Source organism: Nocardiopsis salina YIM 90010, from assembly GCF_000341025.1.
In the GTDB taxonomy this organism is placed as follows: Bacteria; Actinomycetota; Actinomycetes; order Streptosporangiales; family Streptosporangiaceae; genus Nocardiopsis; species Nocardiopsis salina.
Genome location: NZ_ANBF01000032.1, coordinates 79,960 through 98,216, shown reverse-complemented (window position 1 = coordinate 98,216; position 18,257 = coordinate 79,960). Strand labels below are relative to the sequence as shown.

The window sequence follows — 18,257 nt, the reverse complement described above, 5'->3', positions numbered from 1 at the left end:
GCCGCTGGAGGGTACGTGGACGGTCCGGTTGCCGGTGCGCACGGCTCGTGAGCGACTCTCCCAGGAGGTCAAGAGGGTTCCGGGGTCCTCGCCGTTGAGGTCGCAGGCCAGCACCTGGTGGCTGAGGTTCTCCAGCACCACGGGGCAGCCGGAGATGCGGGCGACCTCGGCGAGGATGCGCCCGGTGTCGGCGCCCTCGACGGAGAGCCGGGTGAAGACCGAGTGCAGGTGGTCGGACTCGCGCAGTTCCTCGAGCTGTTCATTGACCACCCGCACGTGCACGGCCTCGGTGATCTCGACGAAGCGGGCCTCGCGGTCGAGCAGGACGACGGGCAGACCGGCCGAGCGGGCGGCCTCGCGGAAGGCCTCGGGGAGTTCGGCGTGGTACTTGCGGCCGAGTTCGACGGCGATGCCGCTGGCCCCGGCGGCGGCGAGATCGTCGATGTAGCGGCGCAGGGCGTCGGGGTCGTCCGGCATGGCGATGCCGGTGCTGAGTACGAGTTCACCACCGCGCAGCAGGTGGGCCAGGTCGGTGACCTCGGCGATGTGGACCCAGCGGACAGGGACGTCGAGGCGGTCACGGCCCACGACCACACGGGGCCGGGCACGTTGAAGGGCAGGAAGTTCGAGGACCTCGGCGAGGGTGGGAAGCACTTTTACAGCATGTAAATCAGCCCAGCATGTTGTCAACATGGTGGTTCTGGCCAAGCCGGGGACGCCGGGCGAGACTGGGGCCATGTCCGAACTCCACTCGCGCCACCGCGCGGTCCTGCCCTCCTGGATGCCCCTCTACTACGAGTCGCCGCTGGAGATCACCGGCGGCAAGGGGGCGCGTGTCACCGACTCCGAAGGCAGCTCCTACCTCGACTTCTTCACCGGGATCGTGACCAACATGCTCGGCTACGACGTGGCCGAGGTGCGCGAGGCGGTCGAGGCCCAGATCGCGACGGGGGTCGCGCACACCTCGACCCTGTACCTCATCCGCCACCAGGTCGAACTCGCCGAGCAGATCGCCGAGCTCTCGGGGATCCCCGACGCGAAGGTCTTCTTCACCAACTCCGGCACCGAGGCCAACGAGACCGCACTGCTGCTGGCCACCCACGCGCGCGGCAGCGACGAGGTGCTGGCGCTGCGCGGGAGCTATCACGGGCGCTCATTCGGCACCGTCGCGGTGACCGGGAACCGGGCGTGGAAGAACTCGTCTCTGTCGCCGCTGAACGTGCACTACCTGCACGGGACCGACCACGCCTCGCCCGCGTTCCGGCACATGAGCGAGCGCGAATACATCGATGCGTGCGTGGCCGACCTGCGCGACGTGCTCGCCACGGCCTCCCCGAAGGTCGCGTGCATGATCGCCGAGCCGGTGCAGGGGGTGAACGGATTCCAGATGCCGCCGGACGGCCTCCTGGGTGCCTACAAGGAGGTCCTCGACGAGCACGGGATCCTCATGATCTCCGACGAGGTCCAGACCGGCTGGGGCCGCACCGGGACCGGGTTCTTCGGCATCGACAACCACGGAGTGACCCCGGACGCGATGACCTTCGCCAAGGGCCTGGGCAACGGGTTCGCGATCGGCGGCGTCGTCGCACGCGGCGACCTCATGGACGGTCTGCCCGCACTGGGTGTGGCCACCTTCGGCGGGAACCCGGTCTCCACCGCCGCGGCCCGCGCGACCCTGAAGTACGTGCTCGACCACGACCTGCAGTCCAACGCACTGCGCCAGGGCACCACGCTCCTGGACGGGCTTCTGGCCCTGCGTGAGCTGGACTCGGTCAAGGACGTGCGTGGCAAGGGCCTGATGTTCGCAATCGAGATGGCCGATCCCGCCACCGGCGGCCCCTCCCCCGCGCTGGCCGGGCAGGTACTCGAAGCCGCCCGCGAGCGGGGGCTTCTGGTCGGCAAGGGCGGGCTCCAGGGCAACGTCCTGCGCATGGCGCCGCCACTGACGCTGTCGGACGCCGACGCCGCCGAGGGCCGCGACATCCTCCTGGACGCCGTGCGCTCGGTCGACACCGGCGCCGCGTCCTGAAACCCGATCACCCCACGCGAAGCGAGGACACCATGGACAAGCACGTCACCCATTGGATCGGCGGGGCGGCGCAGGAGAGCGCGGACGGCCACCGGGGCCCGGTGTACAACCCGGCGTCGGGACAGATCACCGGTGAGGTCGAGATGGCCGGGCCCAAGGACGTCGACGCGGCGGTGGCGGCCGCACGGGCCGCCTTCCCGTCGTGGCGCGACACCCCGCTGTCGCAGCGGGTCAAGACCCTCTTCCGGTTCCGTGAACTGCTGCACCGCGATCGCGAGAAGCTGGCCTCCGCCATCAGCTCCGAGCACGGCAAGGTCTTCTCCGACGCGCTGGGCGAGGTCGAACGCGGCCTGGAGGTCGTCGACTTCGCCTGCGGGATCCCGCACCTGCTCAAGGGCGGGTTCTCCGAGAACGTCTCGCGCGGTGTGGACGCCTGGTCGGTGCATCAGCCGGTCGGTGTGGCCGTGGGGATCACGCCGTTCAACTTCCCGGCGATGGTGCCGCTGTGGATGTTCCCCGTGGCGATCGCGTGCGGGAACACGTTCGTGCTCAAGCCCAGTGAGAAGGACCCGTCGGCATCGCTGCTGCTGGCCGGGTTGTGGGCCGAGGCGGGCCTGCCCGAGGGGGTGTTCAACGTGGTCCACGGCGACAAGGCCGCGGTCGACGCACTGCTGGAGCACCGGGACGTCTCCGCGGTGAGCTTCGTCGGTTCCACACCCATCGCCCGGTACGTGTACCGCACCGCCACCGACCACGGGAAGCGCGTGCAGGCGCTCGGCGGCGCGAAGAACCACATGGTCGTGCTGCCCGACGCCGACCTGGACCAGGCGGCGGACGCGGCGGTCTCGGCCGGCTTCGGTTCGGCCGGCGAGCGGTGCATGGCCATCTCCGCGGTCGCGGTCGTGGACTCGGTCGCCGAGGAACTCGTGGCGCGCATCCGTGAACGGGTCTCGCGCCTGATGGTGGGGCCCGGCGACGACGACCGCAGCGAGATGGGCCCGCTCGTGACCCGTGAGCACCGCGACAAGGTCGTCTCGTACCTGGACTCGGGCGTCGAGGAAGGGGCCACCCTGGCTGTTGACGGGCGGGTCCACCCGGTGTTGGGCGGGGCCTCGGAAGGGTTCTGGCTGGGCCCGTCCGTGCTCGACCACGTCACGTCATCGATGGCCTGCTACCGCGACGAGATCTTCGGCCCGGTGCTGAGCGTGGTGCGGGTGAGCGGTTACGAGGAGGCGCTGCAGCTCCTGGACGACAACCCCTACGGCAACGGCACGGCCGTCTTCACCAAGGACGGGGGCGCCGCGCGGCGTTTCCAGAGCGAGGTGCAGGTGGGGATGGTGGGGATCAACGTCCCGATCCCGGTACCGATGGCCTACTACTCCTTCGGGGGTTGGAAGCAGTCGCTGTTCGGCGACTCCCACGTACACGGAACGGAGGGCGTGCACTTCTACACCAGGACCAAGGCGGTCACGGCCCGCTGGTCGGACCCGTCGAAGCGTCCGTCCGACGGTGTGGATCTGGGTTTTCCGACCAACGGCTGAACTCCGCGCCGGAAAATTCGGCCCGAATCTGTCTCACCGTGGGTCTGGGGCGCGCCACACGCAGTATTGTGTGGTGGTGCGCCCGCACGCGGGCGCAGCTCGGACCATCCCGGAGAGGCACGCTCAATTCCCCTCCTCCCCATGGAAGCGGGTGTGCCCACAGCCGTGTCCCGGTCCCCGGCTCCCCCGGGGGCCGGGACACGGCCCTTCTTCCGCCCGCCTGCGGGCTGTGCCTCACACCGTCAACGCACGGCCGTGAGTGCGTGGGCCGTACGCGAGCGCGGGGCCAGCCCCATGAGCTCGGCGCATTCACCGCACCCCAGGACCCTGCCCCCGTCCGGCAGCGCGCCCAGGACCGTTCGGGGCCGCGGCCACTGGACGTGGCACACGGCGCAGGCATCCCCCATGCACTGCGCCGTGCTCAACGTTTCCGGGTCGTAGACGTAGAGGTCTGCTGCGCCGCCGGACCCCGTGTCCGGTTCGCACAACGTGCTCGTTCCGCGCAATGTCCCTGCTCCCCCCGTGGTTTAGGACAGTCTGGCGGGCCGATTGCCACCGGCTCATTTTCGTTCAGGTGCACTCAGCACCTGGAAGGGTGTGGACCGATCCAAATCACTCCGTGCGTGGAAAGCATAACCCTTAGTAATGAACCCTGGGAAGCCCCCTGAGGCCAGGGAAAATACGCACTATTTGTCCGAATTTTCTCCCCGGGAGTACCCGTTAGGGCCCGGATCTACCCGTTCGGGATCACCGAGAATCGGCGCAGTTCCAGGGCCGGGTTCGTGACCCGAACCTCCTCAACCCTGCTGGCCGAAACCCGGGCCGTACTGACCGCGAAGGTCTCCTCACCCAAGGCGGAGACGGGGGTCCCCATGGGGTCGATGACCATGCTGTTGCCCGCACCCCTGGGCGCCGGCTGACCCGCCGCCGCGACGTAGACGGTGTTCTCGATCGCGCGGGCCCGGGCCAGCGTGCGCCAGTGGTCCTCCTTGAGCGGGCCGGGCACCCACTGGGCAGCCAGCAGCAGGACGTGCACCCCGGCGTCGGCGATGCGCCGCGTCACCTCGGGGAAGCGCAGGTCGTAGCAGGTCTGCAGGCCGAAGGTGACACCGCCGACAGTGAAAGTCTCCGGCTCCTCGATGGCTCCGGGGGCGACCACCTCGGACTCGCGCACCCCGAAGGCGTCGTAGAGGTGGATCTTGCGGTAGAGCGCGACCCGCTCACCCTTCGGGGACAGCGCGACGAGGGTGTTGGTGAAGTGGGTGGCCTGCGCCCCCTCATCCGCCTCGTTCACGCCCAGCACCACGTACACACCCTCGCGCCGGGCGGTCTCGGCCGCGGCGGTGACGAAGGGGCCGTCCAGCGGCTCGGCCGCCTCGACGTAACGCCGGTCGGTGCGGGAGGCGGTGAACATGGCGTACTCGGGCAGCAGCACGACCTCGGCCCCCTCGGCCGCTGCTCGCGCCGTCAGCTGCGCCACCGAACGGGCGTTCTCGTCCTTGTCCTCGCCGGGGGCGAACTGCGCGACCGCTACCTGCGTCATCGGTGCCTCTCCTCGTCGGTGTCGGTGGCACCCGCGGGCCGCCTCTGAGAGCGCACACTCCCGGGGGCGCCGTGCCCCGAGTGTACGACCGCGCCCGTCCGCACCCTTGCCAGCAGCCTGAATAAGTGTTTAATGTATTGAACATGAGTTCAGCATCACGGGGCGACCTCACCACGCGGGCCCGCATCCGCGACGGGGCCGTGGAGTGTTTCGCCCGCGAGGGGTTCTCGGTCTCGGTCCGCACCATCGCCGAGCACGCCGGGATCTCTCCCGGCCTGGTCATCCACCACTTCGGGAGCAAGGCGCGGCTGCGCGAGGAGTGCGACACCCACGTGCGCGGCGTCATCACCGAGGTCAAGACACAGACCTTCGAGGGAGCCTCCGGCACATTCATGCTCCAGCAGATGGCTGAGATCGAGCACTACGCGCCCGTACTCGGTTACGTGCTGCGCTCGTTGCAATCGGGCGGGGCCCTGGCGGCAGAGTTCTTCGAGCTGATGGTCGAGGACGTCGAACGCTTCATGGCCGTCGGCGTGGAGGCCGGGACCGTCGCGCCCAGCCGCGACCCCGCCGCCCGCGCCCGCTACCTGACCTCGAGCTCCCTCGGCTCGCTCATGCTGCACACGACCCTGCACCACCCCGGCACCGAGCCCGACTTCGGACGGGTGATGCAGGAGTGGATCGAGGCGTACATGCTCCCGGCGCTGGAGTCCTACACCGAGCCCGTGCTCATCGACCGCACACTCCTGGACACCTACATCGCCCACGCCGACGGAGGGGCCGACGCCGAGGGCAGCGCCGGGGCCGACGCCGACTGACGACCCGAACGGAGTCACCATGTCCACAGCGATAACCGATCCGAACGCCGTCGACGTGCGCGGCGTCGACAAGAGTTTCGGCCGCTTCCGGGCCCTCGACGGGCTCGATCTCACCGTGCGCACCGGTCAGGTGTCCGGTTTTCTCGGGCCCAACGGCTCGGGCAAGTCCACGACCATCCGGATCCTGCTGGGCCTGCTCAGGGCCGACGCCGGTCGGGTGCGCCTGCTCGGCGGCGATCCCTGGCGCGACGCGGTGGCGCTGCACCGGCGCCTGGCCTACGTCCCGGGAGACGTGTCCCTGTGGCCCAACCTGACCGGCGGTCAGGCCGTAGACCTGCTCGGACGGCTGCGCGGCGGCCTTGACCGCGAGCGGGTCCGCGCCTTCACCGAACGCTTCGAGCTCGACCCGTCCAAGAAGGCCCGCACCTACTCCAAGGGCAACCGGCAGAAGGTCGCTCTGGTGGCCGCGTTGGCCTCACGTGCCGAACTGCTGGTCCTGGACGAGCCGACCTCGGGCCTGGACCCGCTCATGGAGGCGGTCTTCACCGAGTGCGTGCTGGAGGCGAAGGCGGAGGGGCGCACGGTGCTGCTTTCGAGCCACATCCTGTCGGAGGTGGAGAAGCTGTGCGACACGGTGACCATCATCCGGCAGGGACGCACGGTCGAGGCCGGGACCCTGGACGACCTGCGGCACCTGACCCGCTCGTCGGTGCGCGCCACCGTGGACGGCGATCCGTCCCGCCTGGCGGATGTGGAAGGGGTGCACGACCTGGCCGTGGACGGCGACCGGGTCACCCTCGAGGCGGATCACGACCACCTCGACGGCGTCGTACGGCACCTGTCCTCACTGGGTGTGCGTTCGCTGGTGAGCAACCCGCCCTCGCTCGAGCAGCTGTTCATGCGCCACTACGGCGAGGAGCCGGCCGGTGCCGGGAACGGCCACGGGGGTGAGACCTCATGAACGCCCTCGCAGGGACCGGGCACCTGATCCGTTTCGTCCTGCGCCGGGACCGCCTGCGCCTGTCGGTGTGGGTGATCGCGCTGACGGCCACGGTCGCAGGGTCGATCCCCGCCCTGGACGACATGTTCACCACCGACGCCGAACGCCAGGGCCGGGCCGCGCTCATGGACACCCCGACCGGGATCGTCTTCGGCGGGCCCGGATACGGCCTCGACGACTACCAGCTCGGCCCGATGCTGGTGAACGAGCTGACCATGACCCTGCTCATCGCGCTCGCGGTGTTCAACGTGCTGCACGTGGTGCGCCACACCCGCGCCGAGGAGGAGAGCGGCCGGGCGGAGCTCCTGCGGGCCGCCCCGGTCGGGTCCGGCGCCCAGCCCGCTGCGGCGCTGATCACCGCCGCGGCCGCCGACCTGCTCATCGGCGCGCTCGTCTTCGCGTCGATGGCCGGTTACGGGCTCACCGCCGCCGACTCCCTCGCCTACGGGCTGGGGATCGGGCTGGCCGGGGTGGTCTTCGCCGTCGTGGCCGCCGTGTGCACGCAGATCTCCGAGCACGGCCGGACCGCGGCAGGGACGGCCTTCCTCGTGGTCGGGGTTCTCTTCATGGCCCGCGTGGTCGGCGACGTCTCCGAACCAGGCGGCAACGCTCTCTCGTGGCTTTCCCCGTTCGCGTGGGTACAGCAGACGCGGCCCTTCGACGGGCTCGAGTGGTGGCCCCTCGCTCTGTACCCGGCCGCCGCCGCGGTGCTGTTCGTGCTCGCCCACATCCTGGCAGGCCGCCGCGACCTCGGTGCGGGACTGATCGCCACCCGCCCCGGACCCGCCGGGGCCGGACCACTGCTGCGCGGAATGTTCTCTTTGCACCTGCACCAGCAGCGCGGGGCAGTACTCACGTGGTCGGCCGCGGTGTTCGTACTCGCGTTGTCGTTCGGGACGCTGGCGCCGGAGGTGGAGACGATGATCGACTCCAACCCGGACCTCGCGGTGATCCTCGGCGGCGACACCGACGACCTCGTCGGCAGCTTCCTCGGCACCATCGGGTTGTACGTGCTCATGGGCGCCGGCGCGTTCGGCGCGCTGTCGGTGCTGCGGGCGCGGGCGGAGGAGAGCGCCGGACGGGCCGAGATGGTGCTGTCCACCGCCGTGGGGCGCACACGCTGGCTGGGCACCGCGCTGCTGGTCGCCGTGCTGGCCACGGCGCTGATCACGGTGGTCGGCGGCCTCGGCCTGGGGCTGGGAACCGCGGTGACGCTCGAGGACGGCGCGTGGACCGGGCGGATGAGCGGGGCGGCCCTTGCCGGGCTCCCGGCTGCGCTGGCCTTCGGTGCGCTGGTCGCGCTGCTGTTCGGCACGGCGCCGCGGTGGATCCCGCTCGTGTGGGCATGGCTGGGTTACAGCGTGTTCGCGACCATGCTCGGGGGCCTGCTCGGTCTGCCCGACGCTGCCATGCGCGTGAGCGCCTTCGAGATCCTGCCCACGCTTCCCACGGACGAGTTCGACGCGGCACCGTTCCTGCTGTACCTGGGTGCGGTGGTCGTGGCCGGGGCCGTGGGCCTGGCTGCGTTCGGCCGCCGCGACCTGGTCACATCCTGACCCACCGCCGGGCCCTGAGCACGGGGCGCTTACCGTGGCGGTGACGCCGTAGGAAAGGAGATCCCCCATGGACTCCCCCACGCCCTCCCGACCCCGACGTCGTATGCGCACCGTCGTCATCTCCGCGGCCGTGCTCAGCGGCGCGGTGGTGCTGCTGGGCGGCCTGGTCTGGGGCGGGCAACGCTCCGCCGTCTACCTCCCCAGCGGGGGCGAACCGCCGCCGGCCGGTGACGTCGTTCCGGGCGCCGAGGACGTCGTGCTCCACACCGACGACGGCCTGGAACTCGGCGGGTGGTACGTGCCCTCGACCGGAGAGGACCGCGACGCTGCCGTCCTGGTGACCAACGGCAACGCAGGCAACCGGGAGAGCCGTGCTCCTCTGGCGCAGGCCCTGGCACAGGAGGGGTTCTCCGTGCTCGTCTTCGACTACCGGGGTTTCGGCGGCAACGAGGGAGAACCCACCGAACCCGGGCTGACCGCCGATGCCCGGGCCGGGCTGGACGTGCTGCGCGAGCACGGCCACGACAGCGACAGGATCCTGTACTGGGGCGAAAGCCTGGGCGCGGGCGTGGCCACGAATCTGGCCGTGGAGGAGCCGCCGGCGGGACTGTTCCTGAGGTCTCCGTTCAGTTCCCTGGCGGACATGGCCGGGTCGCACTACCCGATGGTTCCCGAGGCCATGCTGCGCGACAGCTACCTCGTTCAGGAGACCGTGGCCGACCTGGACCTTCCGGTCAGCGTGGCGATCGGGGAGACAGACACGGTGGTACCGGCCGAGCAGAGCCACGCTGTGGCCGAGGCCGTGCCGGACCTTGTCGAAGAGGTCGTGCTGCCCGGCACCGGCCACAACGATCCGGCCATGGTGCACGGTCCGGAGGTCGTGGACGGTTTCGTGCGCCTGGCCGATGAGGTGCTCTGAAGGGCTCCGGGCCGCCGGCCGTTCAGGCGGGCAGCACCGACAGCGCCCAGGCGGGGGCGAACACCACCACGAGGAAACGGGCAGTGCGGGTGAGGAGGGTGACGGTGCAGAACGCCACCGGTCCCATCCGCACCACCCCGGCCAGTACCGACACCACCATGAACGGCGGCACGCTCACCAGGGAGCTCACAGCCAGCAGGCCCATGCCCCAGACCGGACTGTCTTCGGCACGGGCCCGCCAGGCCTCGGCCCGCGCCGCCCACTTCCCCGGGGTGCGCGCACGCCGCTTGAACCACGGGATCTCGAGCGAGCCGCGGCCCACGTAGTAGTAGGGCAGTTTGCCCAGGGTCTGCCCCAGACCCGCTGCCACCGCCATCGCGACGAGAGCACCGTCGTCCACAGCGACGACGGCGCCCACGAGGTACAGCTCGATGTTGATGAGCGGGACCAGACCGGACACCGCCGCCACGAGCAGGGCCAGTCCGGCCTCGGCCACGGAGGGATCAGTCCTCGGCGGCGGCGAGCTGCCCGCAGGCGCCGTCGATCTCCTGGCCCCGCGTGTCACGGATGGTGACCGAGACCCCGTGCGACTTCAGGCGCCGCACGAACTCCGCCTCGTCCTCGGGGCGCGAGGCCGTCCACTTCGACCCCGGCGTGGGGTTGAGCGGGATGAGGTTGACGTGCACCAGGTGGCCCTTGAGGAGCTTGCCGAGCAGGTCGGCGCGCCAGGCCTGGTCGTTGATGTCCTTGATGAGCGCGTACTCGATGGACACGCGGCGGCCGGTCATGCCGGCGTAGCGCCAGGCGGAGTCGAGAACCTTGTCGACCTTCCACCGGTTGTTGACCGGGACCAGCTCGTCGCGCAGCTCGTCGTCGGGGGCGTGCAGGGAGATCGCGAGGCGCACCTGCATCTTCTCGTCGATGAGCTTGTTGATGGCCGGAACCAGGCCGACGGTGGAGACGGTCACACCGCGCTGCGAGATGCCCATGCCCTCGGGAACCGGGTCGGTCATGCGGCGCACGGTCTGCAACACGCGCTTGTAGTTGGCCAGGGGCTCGCCCATGCCCATGAAAACGATGTTGCTGATGCGCCCGGGGCCGCCTGCGACGTCACCGCGGGCAAGGTCGCGCGCGCTCGAGACGACCTGGTCGACGATCTCGCCCGTGGAGAGGTTGCGAGTGAGCCCGGCCTGGCCGGTGGCGCAGAACGGGCAGTTCATGCCGCACCCGGCCTGCGACGAGATGCACAGGGTGACGCGGTCGGGGTACCGCATGAGCACCGACTCGAACATCACCCCGTCGAACGCCTTCCACAGAGTCTTGCGGGTCATCCCGTTGTCCGTGGTCACGTGCCTGACAGGTGTCAGCAGAGTGGGCAGCAGTGCCTCTCCGAGCGCCTCGCGCGAACCGGTGGGCAGGTCGGTCATCTGCTCGGTGTCGGACTCGAGGCCGCCGAAGTAGTGCTTGGCGAGCTGTTTGGCGCGGAAGGGCTTCTCCCCCAGGTCACGGACGATCTCGGCCCGCTCGTCGGGGCTGAGGTCGGCCAGGTGCCGGGGCGGCTTGGCGCGGGGAGGGGCGACGAAGTTGAGCTCGGCGGGCATAGGAATCCGTAGGACGTGGAGTCGATGGTCGGGGCCCGGCGCGAAGCGGCGGCGGTTCTGGTCGTTATACGACCTATACGCGGCCGCAGTACGGCTCCGCCTGTCAGGGCACTACCGTCGATTCTACGCACTGCGCGGACGACACCCGCCGGGGTTTCGTCGCCGTTGGTCGACAACACGGGAGCGGCACGTGGGAGGGCCGGTGACAGGGATCGACGTCCTTCTCGACGAGATCAGCCCCTACCAGAGCCGCAGAGTCGTCGTGGAGTGCGATTCCCACACCACTGCCGCCTACCTACTGGACGCGCGCGGGCGCATCCGCGTGCCCGTGTGGCTGGCCAACCACGAGGTGGCGCCCGTCGTCGACGAGTCGGGCGGCCTCTTCGAGGGCCGGGCACCGCTGATGCCCGAGGCCCACACCAAGCACCCACCGGGACGTCCCCGGTTCTACCCGTCGTGCCTGCGGGCGGTGTGGTTCGAGGAGGGCGACGGTGTGGCGCTGGTCGACGAGGAGGGGCTGCTAGCCGTCATTCCCGGCTGGGCCGAGGCCGACAGCGGCCTCCCCGGGTACGCACGTGAGGCGATCGGCCGAAGCCCGTACGCGTGGGAACTGGATTCCGTGCGCGAGCAGCTGTGGCCCCGGGTGGTTCACGCCGAGGCCTACTGGGACTGGCGCCGCGCCTCGGGTGCCTGGCGGAGTGTCCAGCGCACCGTGCTGAGCCACCTCAACCGCACCGCAGGCGGCCCGGGCCACTACTGGGACGTCTCGGACGGCCATCCCCCGCTGTTGCGCGTCTCGGAGCGGCCCGCGACGGCCGAGCGCCCGTACACGATCCTGTCGACGGTCGGGATGTGCGGCCAGCGCATGCCCACCCTGGACCGCTACATGGCCGACACCTCCGCGTACGCGCGCGTGGAGCTGGCGCTTGCCACGACGATGCCCGCGCACCAGGCGGCGCGGGTCTTCCGGTGGATCGGTGCCTTTCCCTGGCGTGCGGTGACCTGGTTCGGCCACGGGCACACGGTCAAGTGGCTGGACAACGACGAGGACCGCGCGATGCGGGGCGGGGCCGGCGCGGTGCTGCTGCTCTCCGACCCGGCTGCGCTCTCCGGTGGCCCTACCCCGCCGGACCTGTCGGGGCTGAGCTTCCAGGGCGACCCCGTGCACTGGCTGTGGGCTGTGCCCATCACCCGCCCCGAGCACCTGTTCGCCAAGGAGCACGACAGCGCCACCCTCGTGGAGAAGCTCGCCGCCGAGGGCCGGAGCTGGATCCTCACCTGACCCGCGTGCACGGGTGGAAAACCCGTTGACGCGGGCGCGGCGGCGAGGCATCGTGCCCCCGGTCGGCGGAAGGGGCGGGGATGGCACGGGCTCTCGGCGGTCCGGGGATCGCCGCACCTCTGGCGTACGGACCGTTCCGCGCGCTCGCACTCGGCCGGGGTCTCATGCTCTTCGGCAACGGGATGGCGGGGGTGGCACTGTCCTTCGCGGTCCTGGACGTCACCGGCTCGCTCGCACAGGTCGGCCTGGTGGTCGGGGCGCGCTCGATCGCCAACGTCTCCCTGTTGCTGTTGGGCGGAGTGATCGCCGACCGCCTCCCGCGCGCGCTGGTGCTGCGGGGCGCGTGCGCGCTCGCGGCCGGAACGCAGGGACTGTTGGCCATCGCGCTGCTCACCGGGACCGCGTCGTTGCCGTTGATGGTGGCGCTGAGCCTGGTCAACGGGGCCGCCGCCGCGGCGAACCTGCCGGCCTCGGCCGCTCTGACGCCGCAGACCGTCCCGTACCGCCTGTTGCGGCAGGCCAACGCCCTGATCGGGATCGTCAAGCACGGCGGAATGCTCTCGGGCATGTCCATCGGCGGTGTCGTGGTCGGTCTCGTCGGACCGGGGTGGGCCATCGCTGTGGACGCGCTGATGTTCGCGGCGGCGGGTGCGGTCTTCCTCCTCCTGAAGGTGCCCGGTGCCGAGGGCGCGTCCGGTGGCGCCGACGTGCTCACCGACCTGCGGGAGGGGTGGAGCGAGTTCACGGCCCGGACCTGGGTGTGGGTGGTCGTGCTCCAGTTCATGGTGGTCAACGCCGGGTGGGCGGCGGCCACGACCGTGCTGGGCCCGGGGGTCGCCGACGAGACGTTCGGCCGCACGGCGTGGGGCCTGCTGATGGCGGCCAACAGCGTCGGCCTGCTGATCGGCGGGGTCCTGGCGGCCCGGTGGCAGCCGCGCCGAGCCCTGCTGTACGGGACGGCGCTGGTGACGGTGCAGACCGTGCCGTTCTTCGCCCTCATGGGGCCGTCACCACTGCCGCTGCTGTTCGCGGCGATGTTCGTGGCCGGGGTGGCGGTCGAGCAGTTCGTCGTGGCCTGGGAGGTGTCGGTGCAGGAGAACGTGCCGCAGGAACGCCTGTCGCGGGTCTACTCCTACGACGCGCTGGGATCGTTCGTGGCGATGCCGGTGGGCCAGATCGCGATCGGCCCGGTGGCTGAGGGCTCGGGTCCCGGACGGGCGCTGGCGCTGGTGGCGTCGGCGACGCTGCTGGCCACGTTCGCGGCGGCGGCCGTGCCGAGCGTGCGCAGGCTCCGGCGGCGAGGCTGAGGGATCAACCCGGGATGCCTCGGCGGTCTCGGATCTGGCCGATCACGCGCTGGCAGCGCACCATGTCCTCGTCGCTGAGGCGCTCCACGAAACTGCGCAGGGTCGCGCCGGGATCGGGGCCGGTGCTCAGCACCTCGTCCATGACCCGGGCGGTGTACTCGGCGTGGGTCTCGCGGGTCCAGTACAGCCAGGCGCGGCCGACCTTCTCCCGGTCGAGCAGCCCCTTGTGGAAGAGGATGTTGGCAACGGTCATGACGGTCGTGTAGGCGATGTCGCGGTCGTAGACCATGGTCTCGCGCACCTGGCGCACCGACATCGGCCCCTCCGCACGCCACAGTGCGTCCATGATGGCTGCTTCGAGTTCCCCGAGCCCGCGCATGGGCCTCCCCACCCGTTCACTTACGGTGTTCGTACCGCGATCGTAGGCAGGTGGGCCGCCACGGCGTGGGGAAACCCGGCAGAGCACACACATCCGTACGGGTGCGAGGCGCACTGCCGGTGTTTCGCCACTGCCCGGCGCTCCGGACCGACGGTTGCTTGCACGTGCGCGGGACAGAGGACGGTGTAACCCCACACACCCCGACCGGCCGAACGAGGACACAGCCTTCACACGACTGCACAGCCAGGAAACCCGACAAAAGGGTCAAATTATCTGCGCAGCGTGCCCGTGCGCATGCGCTCCGTGCATGTTGGTGTGAAAGATTGTTGCCTATCTCCCAGTTTTCCCACCGGCCGCGTTCCCGTACGGGAGGCAGGTACAAGTAGCCTGGTACCCGACGAGTGCTGGCCAGGTCGGATGCCTCCCCGCCGGTGCGGGGACAACCCTGCGTTCTGAGCCCGGCCGGCCAGACAGCCACCCGTCGTCATTCACATTCACAAGCGAGCTGCGGAAGTGGGCGATCTCCGCCGTGTCGTCTCAGGCGTCTCAACCCCTGACAGATTTCGGCCCGAACGAGTGGTTGGTCGAGGAGCTTTATCAGAAGTACCTGAACGACCGGAACTCCGTTGACAAGGCCTGGTGGAACTTCTTCGCGGACTACAAGCCCGCGGAGTCGGCCGGCTCGAAGAGTGGGGGTGCTGCGAAGACGCAGAACGAGAACAAGGCCCCAGCCAAGAGCCCCGCGCCGAAGAAGGACACCAAGGACAAGGCCCCCGCCGCCTCGGGCGACGAGGACGGCGTGAAGCGCGAGCGCCTGCGCGGCGCTCCGGCGCGCACGGCCACCAACATGGAGTCCAGTCTCGAGCTGCCGACCGCGACCAGTGTGCGCGCGGTCCCGGTCAAGCTCATGTTCGACAACCGCATCGTCATCAACAACCACCTCCGGCGTGCCCGAGGCGGGAAGGTCTCCTTCACGCACATCATCGGCTACGCGATGACCAAGGCCCTCGCGGCCATGCCGGAGATGAACTACTCCTACGTCGAGGTCGACGGCAAGCCGGGTGTTGCCAAGCCCGAGCACGTCAACTTCGGCCTGGCCATCGACCTGCAGAAGGGCGACGGTTCCCGTCAGCTGGTCGTGCCCTCCATCAAGGCCGCCGAGGAAATGGACTTCGCGGAGTTCTGGAGCGGCTACGAGGACCTGGTCCGCAAGGCCCGCAACAACAAGCTGGGCGTGCCTGACTTCCAGGGCACCACCATCAGCCTCACCAACCCCGGCGGCATCGGCACCGTGCACTCCGTGCCGCGCCTGATGCCCGGGCAGGGCACCATTCTCGGCGTCGGGGCCATGGAGTACCCCGCCGAGTTCCAAGGCGCGTCCCAGGACACCCTGAGCGAGCTCGGCATCAGCAAGGTCATGACGCTGACCTCCACCTACGACCACCGCATCATCCAGGGTGCGCAGTCGGGTGAGTTCCTGCGCCGAATCCACCAGCTCCTGCTGGGCGAGGACGGCTTCTACGACGAGATCTTCAGGTCCCTGAGGATCCCCTACGAGCCGGTCCGCTGGGTGCAGGACATCCACGTCAACCCGGCCACCCAGCTCGACAAGACCACCCGGGTCCAGGAGCTGATCCACGCCTACCGTGTGCGCGGCCACCTCATGGCCGACACCAACCCGCTGGAGCACGAGCAGCGCAAGCACCCCGACCTCGACGTCCTCGAGCACGGGCTGACGCTGTGGGACCTCGACCGCGAGTTCCCGACCGGGGGCTTCGGCGGCAAGCAGGTCATGAAGCTCCGCGACGTGCTCGGCGTGCTGCGCGACACCTACTGCCGCACAGTGGGTATCGAGTACATGCACATCCAGAGTCCGGAGGAGCGCGAGTGGATCCAGGCGCACGTCGAGCGTGAGCACGAGAAGCTCGACCGCGAGGAACAGCTGCGCATCCTGCACAGGCTCAACAGCGCCGAGGCGTTCGAGACCTTCCTGCAGACCAAGTACGTGGGCCAGAAGCGCTTCTCCCTCGAGGGAGGCGAGTCCCTGATCCCGCTGTTGGACGGTGTGATCACCAAGGCCGCCAAGGCCGGGCTCGACGAGGCCATCATCGGTATGGCCCACCGCGGCCGCCTCAACGTACTGGGCAACATCTGCGGCAAGTCCTACGGGCAGATCTTCGGCGAGTTCGAGGGCAACCTCGACCCGCGCAGCTCGCACGGTTCCGGTGACGTCAAGTACCACCTGGGCACCGAGGGCGTCTTCGAGACCTACGACGGCGAGAAGATCGACATCAACCTCGCCGCCAACCCCTCTCACCTGGAGACGGTCAACCCGGTCCTGGAGGGCATCGTCCGCGCCAAGCAGGACGTGCTCGACAAGGGTCCGCACGGCTTCACCGTGCTGCCGCTGCTCATCCATGGTGACGCGGCCTTCGCCGGCCAGGGTGTGGTCGCCGAGACGCTCAACCTGTCCCAGCTGCGCGGTTACCGCACCGGCGGCACGGTGCACGTCGTCCTGAACAACCAGGTCGGCTTCACCACCTCGCCGAACGACAGCCGTTCCAGCGTCTACGCCACCGACGTGGCGCGGATGGTCCAGGCCCCGATCTTCCACGTCAACGGGGACGACCCCGAGGCCGTGGTCCGCGTCGCCGAGCTGGCCTTCGCCTACCGTCAGGCGTTCAAGAAGGACGTCGTCATCGACCTGGTGTGCTACCGCCGCCGTGGTCACAACGAGGGCGACAACCCGGCCTTCACCCAGCCGCTGATGTACGACGTGATCGACAGCAAGCGCTCCACCCGCAAGCTGTACACCGAGGCCCTGGTCGGCCGCGGCGACATCACGATGGAAGAGGCCGAGCAGGCCCTGCGCGACTTCCAGAACGAGCTCGAGCGCGCCTTCACCGAGACCCGCGAGGTCGAGAAGAAGCCGGTCGAGCCCGGTTCGGTCGTGCGCCCCGAGGTCTTCACCGAGTCGCACCTCGACCACACCAAGGTCGACACCGCGATCTCCGACGAGACCGTCAAGCGGGTCATCGACACGCAGGTCAGCCTGCCCGAGGGCTTCACGGCGCACCCGCGCCTGGCCCCGCAGCTCACGCGCCGCGCACAGATGGTCGAGAAGGACACCATCGACTGGGCCACCGGTGAGCTGCTGGCCTTCGGTTCGCTGCTGCTGGACGACCACCCGGTGCGCCTGATCGGTCAGGACAGCCGCCGCGGTACGTTCACCCAGCGCCACGCCACGATCATGGACCGCGAGACCGGCGAGGCCTACACGCCGCTCAAGCAGTTCGACAACGGCACCACGAAGTACCACGTGCACGACTCGCTGCTGAGCGAGTACGCGGCGCTGGGCTTCGAGTACGGGTACTCCCTGACCCGGCCCGAGTCGCTGGTGATGTGGGAAGCGCAGTTCGGCGACTTCGTCAACGGTGCGCAGACCATCATCGACGAGTACATCAGCTCCGGTGAGCAGAAGTGGGGCCAGCGCTCCAGCGTCACCCTGCTGCTGCCGCACGGCTACGAGGGCCAGGGCCCCGACCACTCGTCGGCCCGCATCGAGCGGTTCCTGCAGCAGTGCGCGCAGGAGAACATGACGGTCGCCAACCCGAGCAACCCGGCAAGCTACTTCCACCTGCTGCGCTGGCAGGCCAAGTCGCCGCTCGAGCGGCCGCTCGTGGTGTTCACGCCCAAGTCGCTGCTGCGCAACAAGGCCGCCGTCTCGGCCGCCGCCGACTTCACCAACGGCCACTTCGAGCCGTTGATCGGCGACGACTCGATCGAGCCGGACCAGGTGCGCCGCGTCGTGCTCTGCTCGGGCAAGATCTACTACGACCTGGACGCGGCCCGGAAGGCCAGCGGGGACAAGCACACGGCGATCATCCGTGCCGAGCGTCTCTACCCGCTGCCGATCGAGGAGATCCGCGAGCAGCTCAAGGCCTTCCCGAACGCGGGCGAGGTCCTGTGGGTGCAGGAGGAGCCGGCGAACATGGGTCCGTGGCCCTTCGTCGCTCTGGTCTTCTCCGAGCAGCTCGACCGTCCCTTCACCCGGATCTCGCGTCCGGCCTCCTCGTCCCCGGCCGCCGGTTCGGCCAAGCGTCACGAGGCCGAGCAGCGGGCCCTGGTGGACACGGTGTTCCCGCCCGCCGAGTAGGACGGGCGGGGGCCGGGCTCGGTACGCCCCGAGCCCGGCCGAGCCCGCGAGGCCCTGATAAACGCAGAGGGCGTGCCGGCGTGCTGCAGGAGGAGTCGAGCCGAGAGCGAGGAACGAGCGTCAGGC

At 69.8% G+C, this 18,257-nt stretch carries 15 protein-coding genes; 9 read left to right on the top strand and 6 right to left on the bottom strand.

The genetic code is table 11. The annotated features are described in order from the left end of the window. Positions 1-654: PucR family transcriptional regulator ligand-binding domain-containing protein (locus tag D474_RS0103555; RefSeq protein ID WP_026118133.1), on the bottom strand; the 654-nt coding region annotated here is incomplete at its 3' end. Between the two features lie 82 nt (positions 655-736). Here D474_RS0103555 and D474_RS0103545 point away from each other — a divergent pair. Together D474_RS0103545 and D474_RS0103540 are read left to right on the top strand one after the other, a co-directional pair. Beyond that, the gene (locus D474_RS0103545) at positions 737-2,029 is read left to right on the top strand and encodes an aspartate aminotransferase family protein (protein ID WP_017612221.1); all 1,293 of its coding nucleotides are present in this window, start codon (positions 737-739) and stop codon (positions 2,027-2,029) included. A 32-nt stretch (positions 2,030-2,061) separates the two neighbouring features. Continuing rightward, positions 2,062-3,570 carry a CoA-acylating methylmalonate-semialdehyde dehydrogenase gene (locus D474_RS0103540; protein ID WP_017612220.1) on the top strand — a complete coding sequence of 503 codons (1,509 nt, stop codon included), beginning with the start codon at positions 2,062-2,064 and terminating at the stop codon, positions 3,568-3,570. A gap of 242 nt (positions 3,571-3,812) precedes the next feature. Here D474_RS0103540 and D474_RS0103535 read toward each other — a convergent pair whose 3' ends face one another. Next, complete coding sequence (locus D474_RS0103535) at positions 3,813-4,058, bottom strand: hypothetical protein (protein ID WP_017612219.1); 246 nt, start codon at positions 4,056-4,058, stop codon at positions 3,813-3,815. Positions 4,059-4,303: 245 nt separating this feature from the next. Further along, entirely contained in the window at positions 4,304-5,113 is an 810-nt protein-coding gene (locus D474_RS0103530; protein ID WP_017612218.1) for a carbon-nitrogen hydrolase family protein, read from the bottom strand. Between the two features lie 143 nt (positions 5,114-5,256). Here D474_RS0103530 and D474_RS0103525 point away from each other — a divergent pair, with 143 nt between their 5' ends. From D474_RS0103525 to D474_RS0103510, 4 genes are all read left to right on the top strand, one after another. Further along, positions 5,257-5,931 (top strand): TetR/AcrR family transcriptional regulator, encoded by a 675-nt coding sequence (locus D474_RS0103525; protein ID WP_017612217.1) that lies wholly within the window; start codon positions 5,257-5,259, stop codon positions 5,929-5,931. Positions 5,932-5,950: 19 nt separating this feature from the next. Further along, positions 5,951-6,892: an ABC transporter ATP-binding protein gene (locus tag D474_RS0103520; protein WP_017612216.1), complete on the top strand. Its 942-nt coding sequence runs from the start codon at positions 5,951-5,953 to the stop codon at positions 6,890-6,892. Then, positions 6,889-8,487 carry an ABC transporter permease gene (locus tag D474_RS0103515; protein WP_017612215.1) on the top strand — a complete coding sequence of 533 codons (1,599 nt, stop codon included), beginning with the start codon at positions 6,889-6,891 and terminating at the stop codon, positions 8,485-8,487. The genes D474_RS0103520 and D474_RS0103515 overlap by 4 nt, the downstream gene beginning before the upstream one ends. 67 nt (positions 8,488-8,554) lie before the next feature. Continuing rightward, complete coding sequence (locus tag D474_RS0103510; protein ID WP_239646993.1) at positions 8,555-9,406, top strand: alpha/beta hydrolase; 852 nt, start codon at positions 8,555-8,557, stop codon at positions 9,404-9,406. A 22-nt stretch (positions 9,407-9,428) separates the two neighbouring features. On the opposite strand, the gene D474_RS0103505 is transcribed toward D474_RS0103510, so the two are convergent. Both D474_RS0103505 and rlmN read right to left on the bottom strand, forming a co-directional pair. Continuing rightward, positions 9,429-9,902: a YqaA family protein gene (locus D474_RS0103505; RefSeq protein ID WP_017612213.1), complete on the bottom strand. Its 474-nt coding sequence runs from the start codon at positions 9,900-9,902 to the stop codon at positions 9,429-9,431. 7 nt (positions 9,903-9,909) lie between these two features. Further along, positions 9,910-11,007: a 23S rRNA (adenine(2503)-C(2))-methyltransferase RlmN gene (gene rlmN, locus D474_RS0103500; RefSeq protein ID WP_017612212.1), complete on the bottom strand. Its 1,098-nt coding sequence runs from the start codon at positions 11,005-11,007 to the stop codon at positions 9,910-9,912. 202 nt (positions 11,008-11,209) lie between these two features. Here rlmN and D474_RS0103495 point away from each other — a divergent pair, with 202 nt between their 5' ends. Both D474_RS0103495 and D474_RS0103490 read left to right on the top strand, forming a co-directional pair. Then, a complete protein-coding gene (locus tag D474_RS0103495; RefSeq protein ID WP_017612211.1) occupies positions 11,210-12,289 on the top strand; it encodes a suppressor of fused domain protein in 1,080 nt (359 codons plus the stop codon). Positions 12,290-12,369: 80 nt separating this feature from the next. Further along, positions 12,370-13,596, top strand: a complete 1,227-nt coding sequence (locus tag D474_RS0103490; protein ID WP_017612210.1) for an MFS transporter — start codon at positions 12,370-12,372, stop codon at positions 13,594-13,596. A gap of 4 nt (positions 13,597-13,600) precedes the next feature. On the opposite strand, the gene D474_RS0103485 is transcribed toward D474_RS0103490, so the two are convergent. Then, the gene (locus D474_RS0103485; RefSeq protein ID WP_017612209.1) at positions 13,601-13,975 is read right to left on the bottom strand and encodes a BlaI/MecI/CopY family transcriptional regulator; all 375 of its coding nucleotides are present in this window, start codon (positions 13,973-13,975) and stop codon (positions 13,601-13,603) included. A 529-nt stretch (positions 13,976-14,504) separates the two neighbouring features. Between D474_RS0103485 and D474_RS0103480 the strand changes: the two genes are divergently transcribed. Continuing rightward, positions 14,505-18,131, top strand: a complete 3,627-nt coding sequence (locus tag D474_RS0103480; RefSeq protein WP_040703013.1) for a multifunctional oxoglutarate decarboxylase/oxoglutarate dehydrogenase thiamine pyrophosphate-binding subunit/dihydrolipoyllysine-residue succinyltransferase subunit — start codon at positions 14,505-14,507, stop codon at positions 18,129-18,131. Positions 18,132-18,257: the final 126 nt, after the last annotated feature.

Bases quoted from the DNA above. Each gene is read 5' to 3' on its own strand.
- D474_RS0103545 (WP_017612221.1), top strand. From the start codon at position 737: ATGTCCGAACTCCACTCGCGCCACCGCGCGGTCCTGCCCTCCTGGATG.
- D474_RS0103540 (WP_017612220.1), top strand. From the start codon at position 2,062: ATGGACAAGCACGTCACCCATTGGATCGGCGGGGCGGCGCAGGAGAGC.
- D474_RS0103530 (WP_017612218.1), bottom strand. From the start codon at position 5,113: ATGACGCAGGTAGCGGTCGCGCAGTTCGCCCCCGGCGAGGACAAGGAC.
- D474_RS0103525 (WP_017612217.1), top strand. From the start codon at position 5,257: ATGAGTTCAGCATCACGGGGCGACCTCACCACGCGGGCCCGCATCCGC.
- D474_RS0103520 (WP_017612216.1), top strand. From the start codon at position 5,951: ATGTCCACAGCGATAACCGATCCGAACGCCGTCGACGTGCGCGGCGTC.
- D474_RS0103515 (WP_017612215.1), top strand. From the start codon at position 6,889: ATGAACGCCCTCGCAGGGACCGGGCACCTGATCCGTTTCGTCCTGCGC.
- D474_RS0103510 (WP_239646993.1), top strand. From the start codon at position 8,555: ATGGACTCCCCCACGCCCTCCCGACCCCGACGTCGTATGCGCACCGTC.
- rlmN (WP_017612212.1), bottom strand. From the start codon at position 11,007: ATGCCCGCCGAGCTCAACTTCGTCGCCCCTCCCCGCGCCAAGCCGCCC.
- D474_RS0103490 (WP_017612210.1), top strand. From the start codon at position 12,370: ATGGCACGGGCTCTCGGCGGTCCGGGGATCGCCGCACCTCTGGCGTAC.
- D474_RS0103485 (WP_017612209.1), bottom strand. From the start codon at position 13,975: ATGCGCGGGCTCGGGGAACTCGAAGCAGCCATCATGGACGCACTGTGG.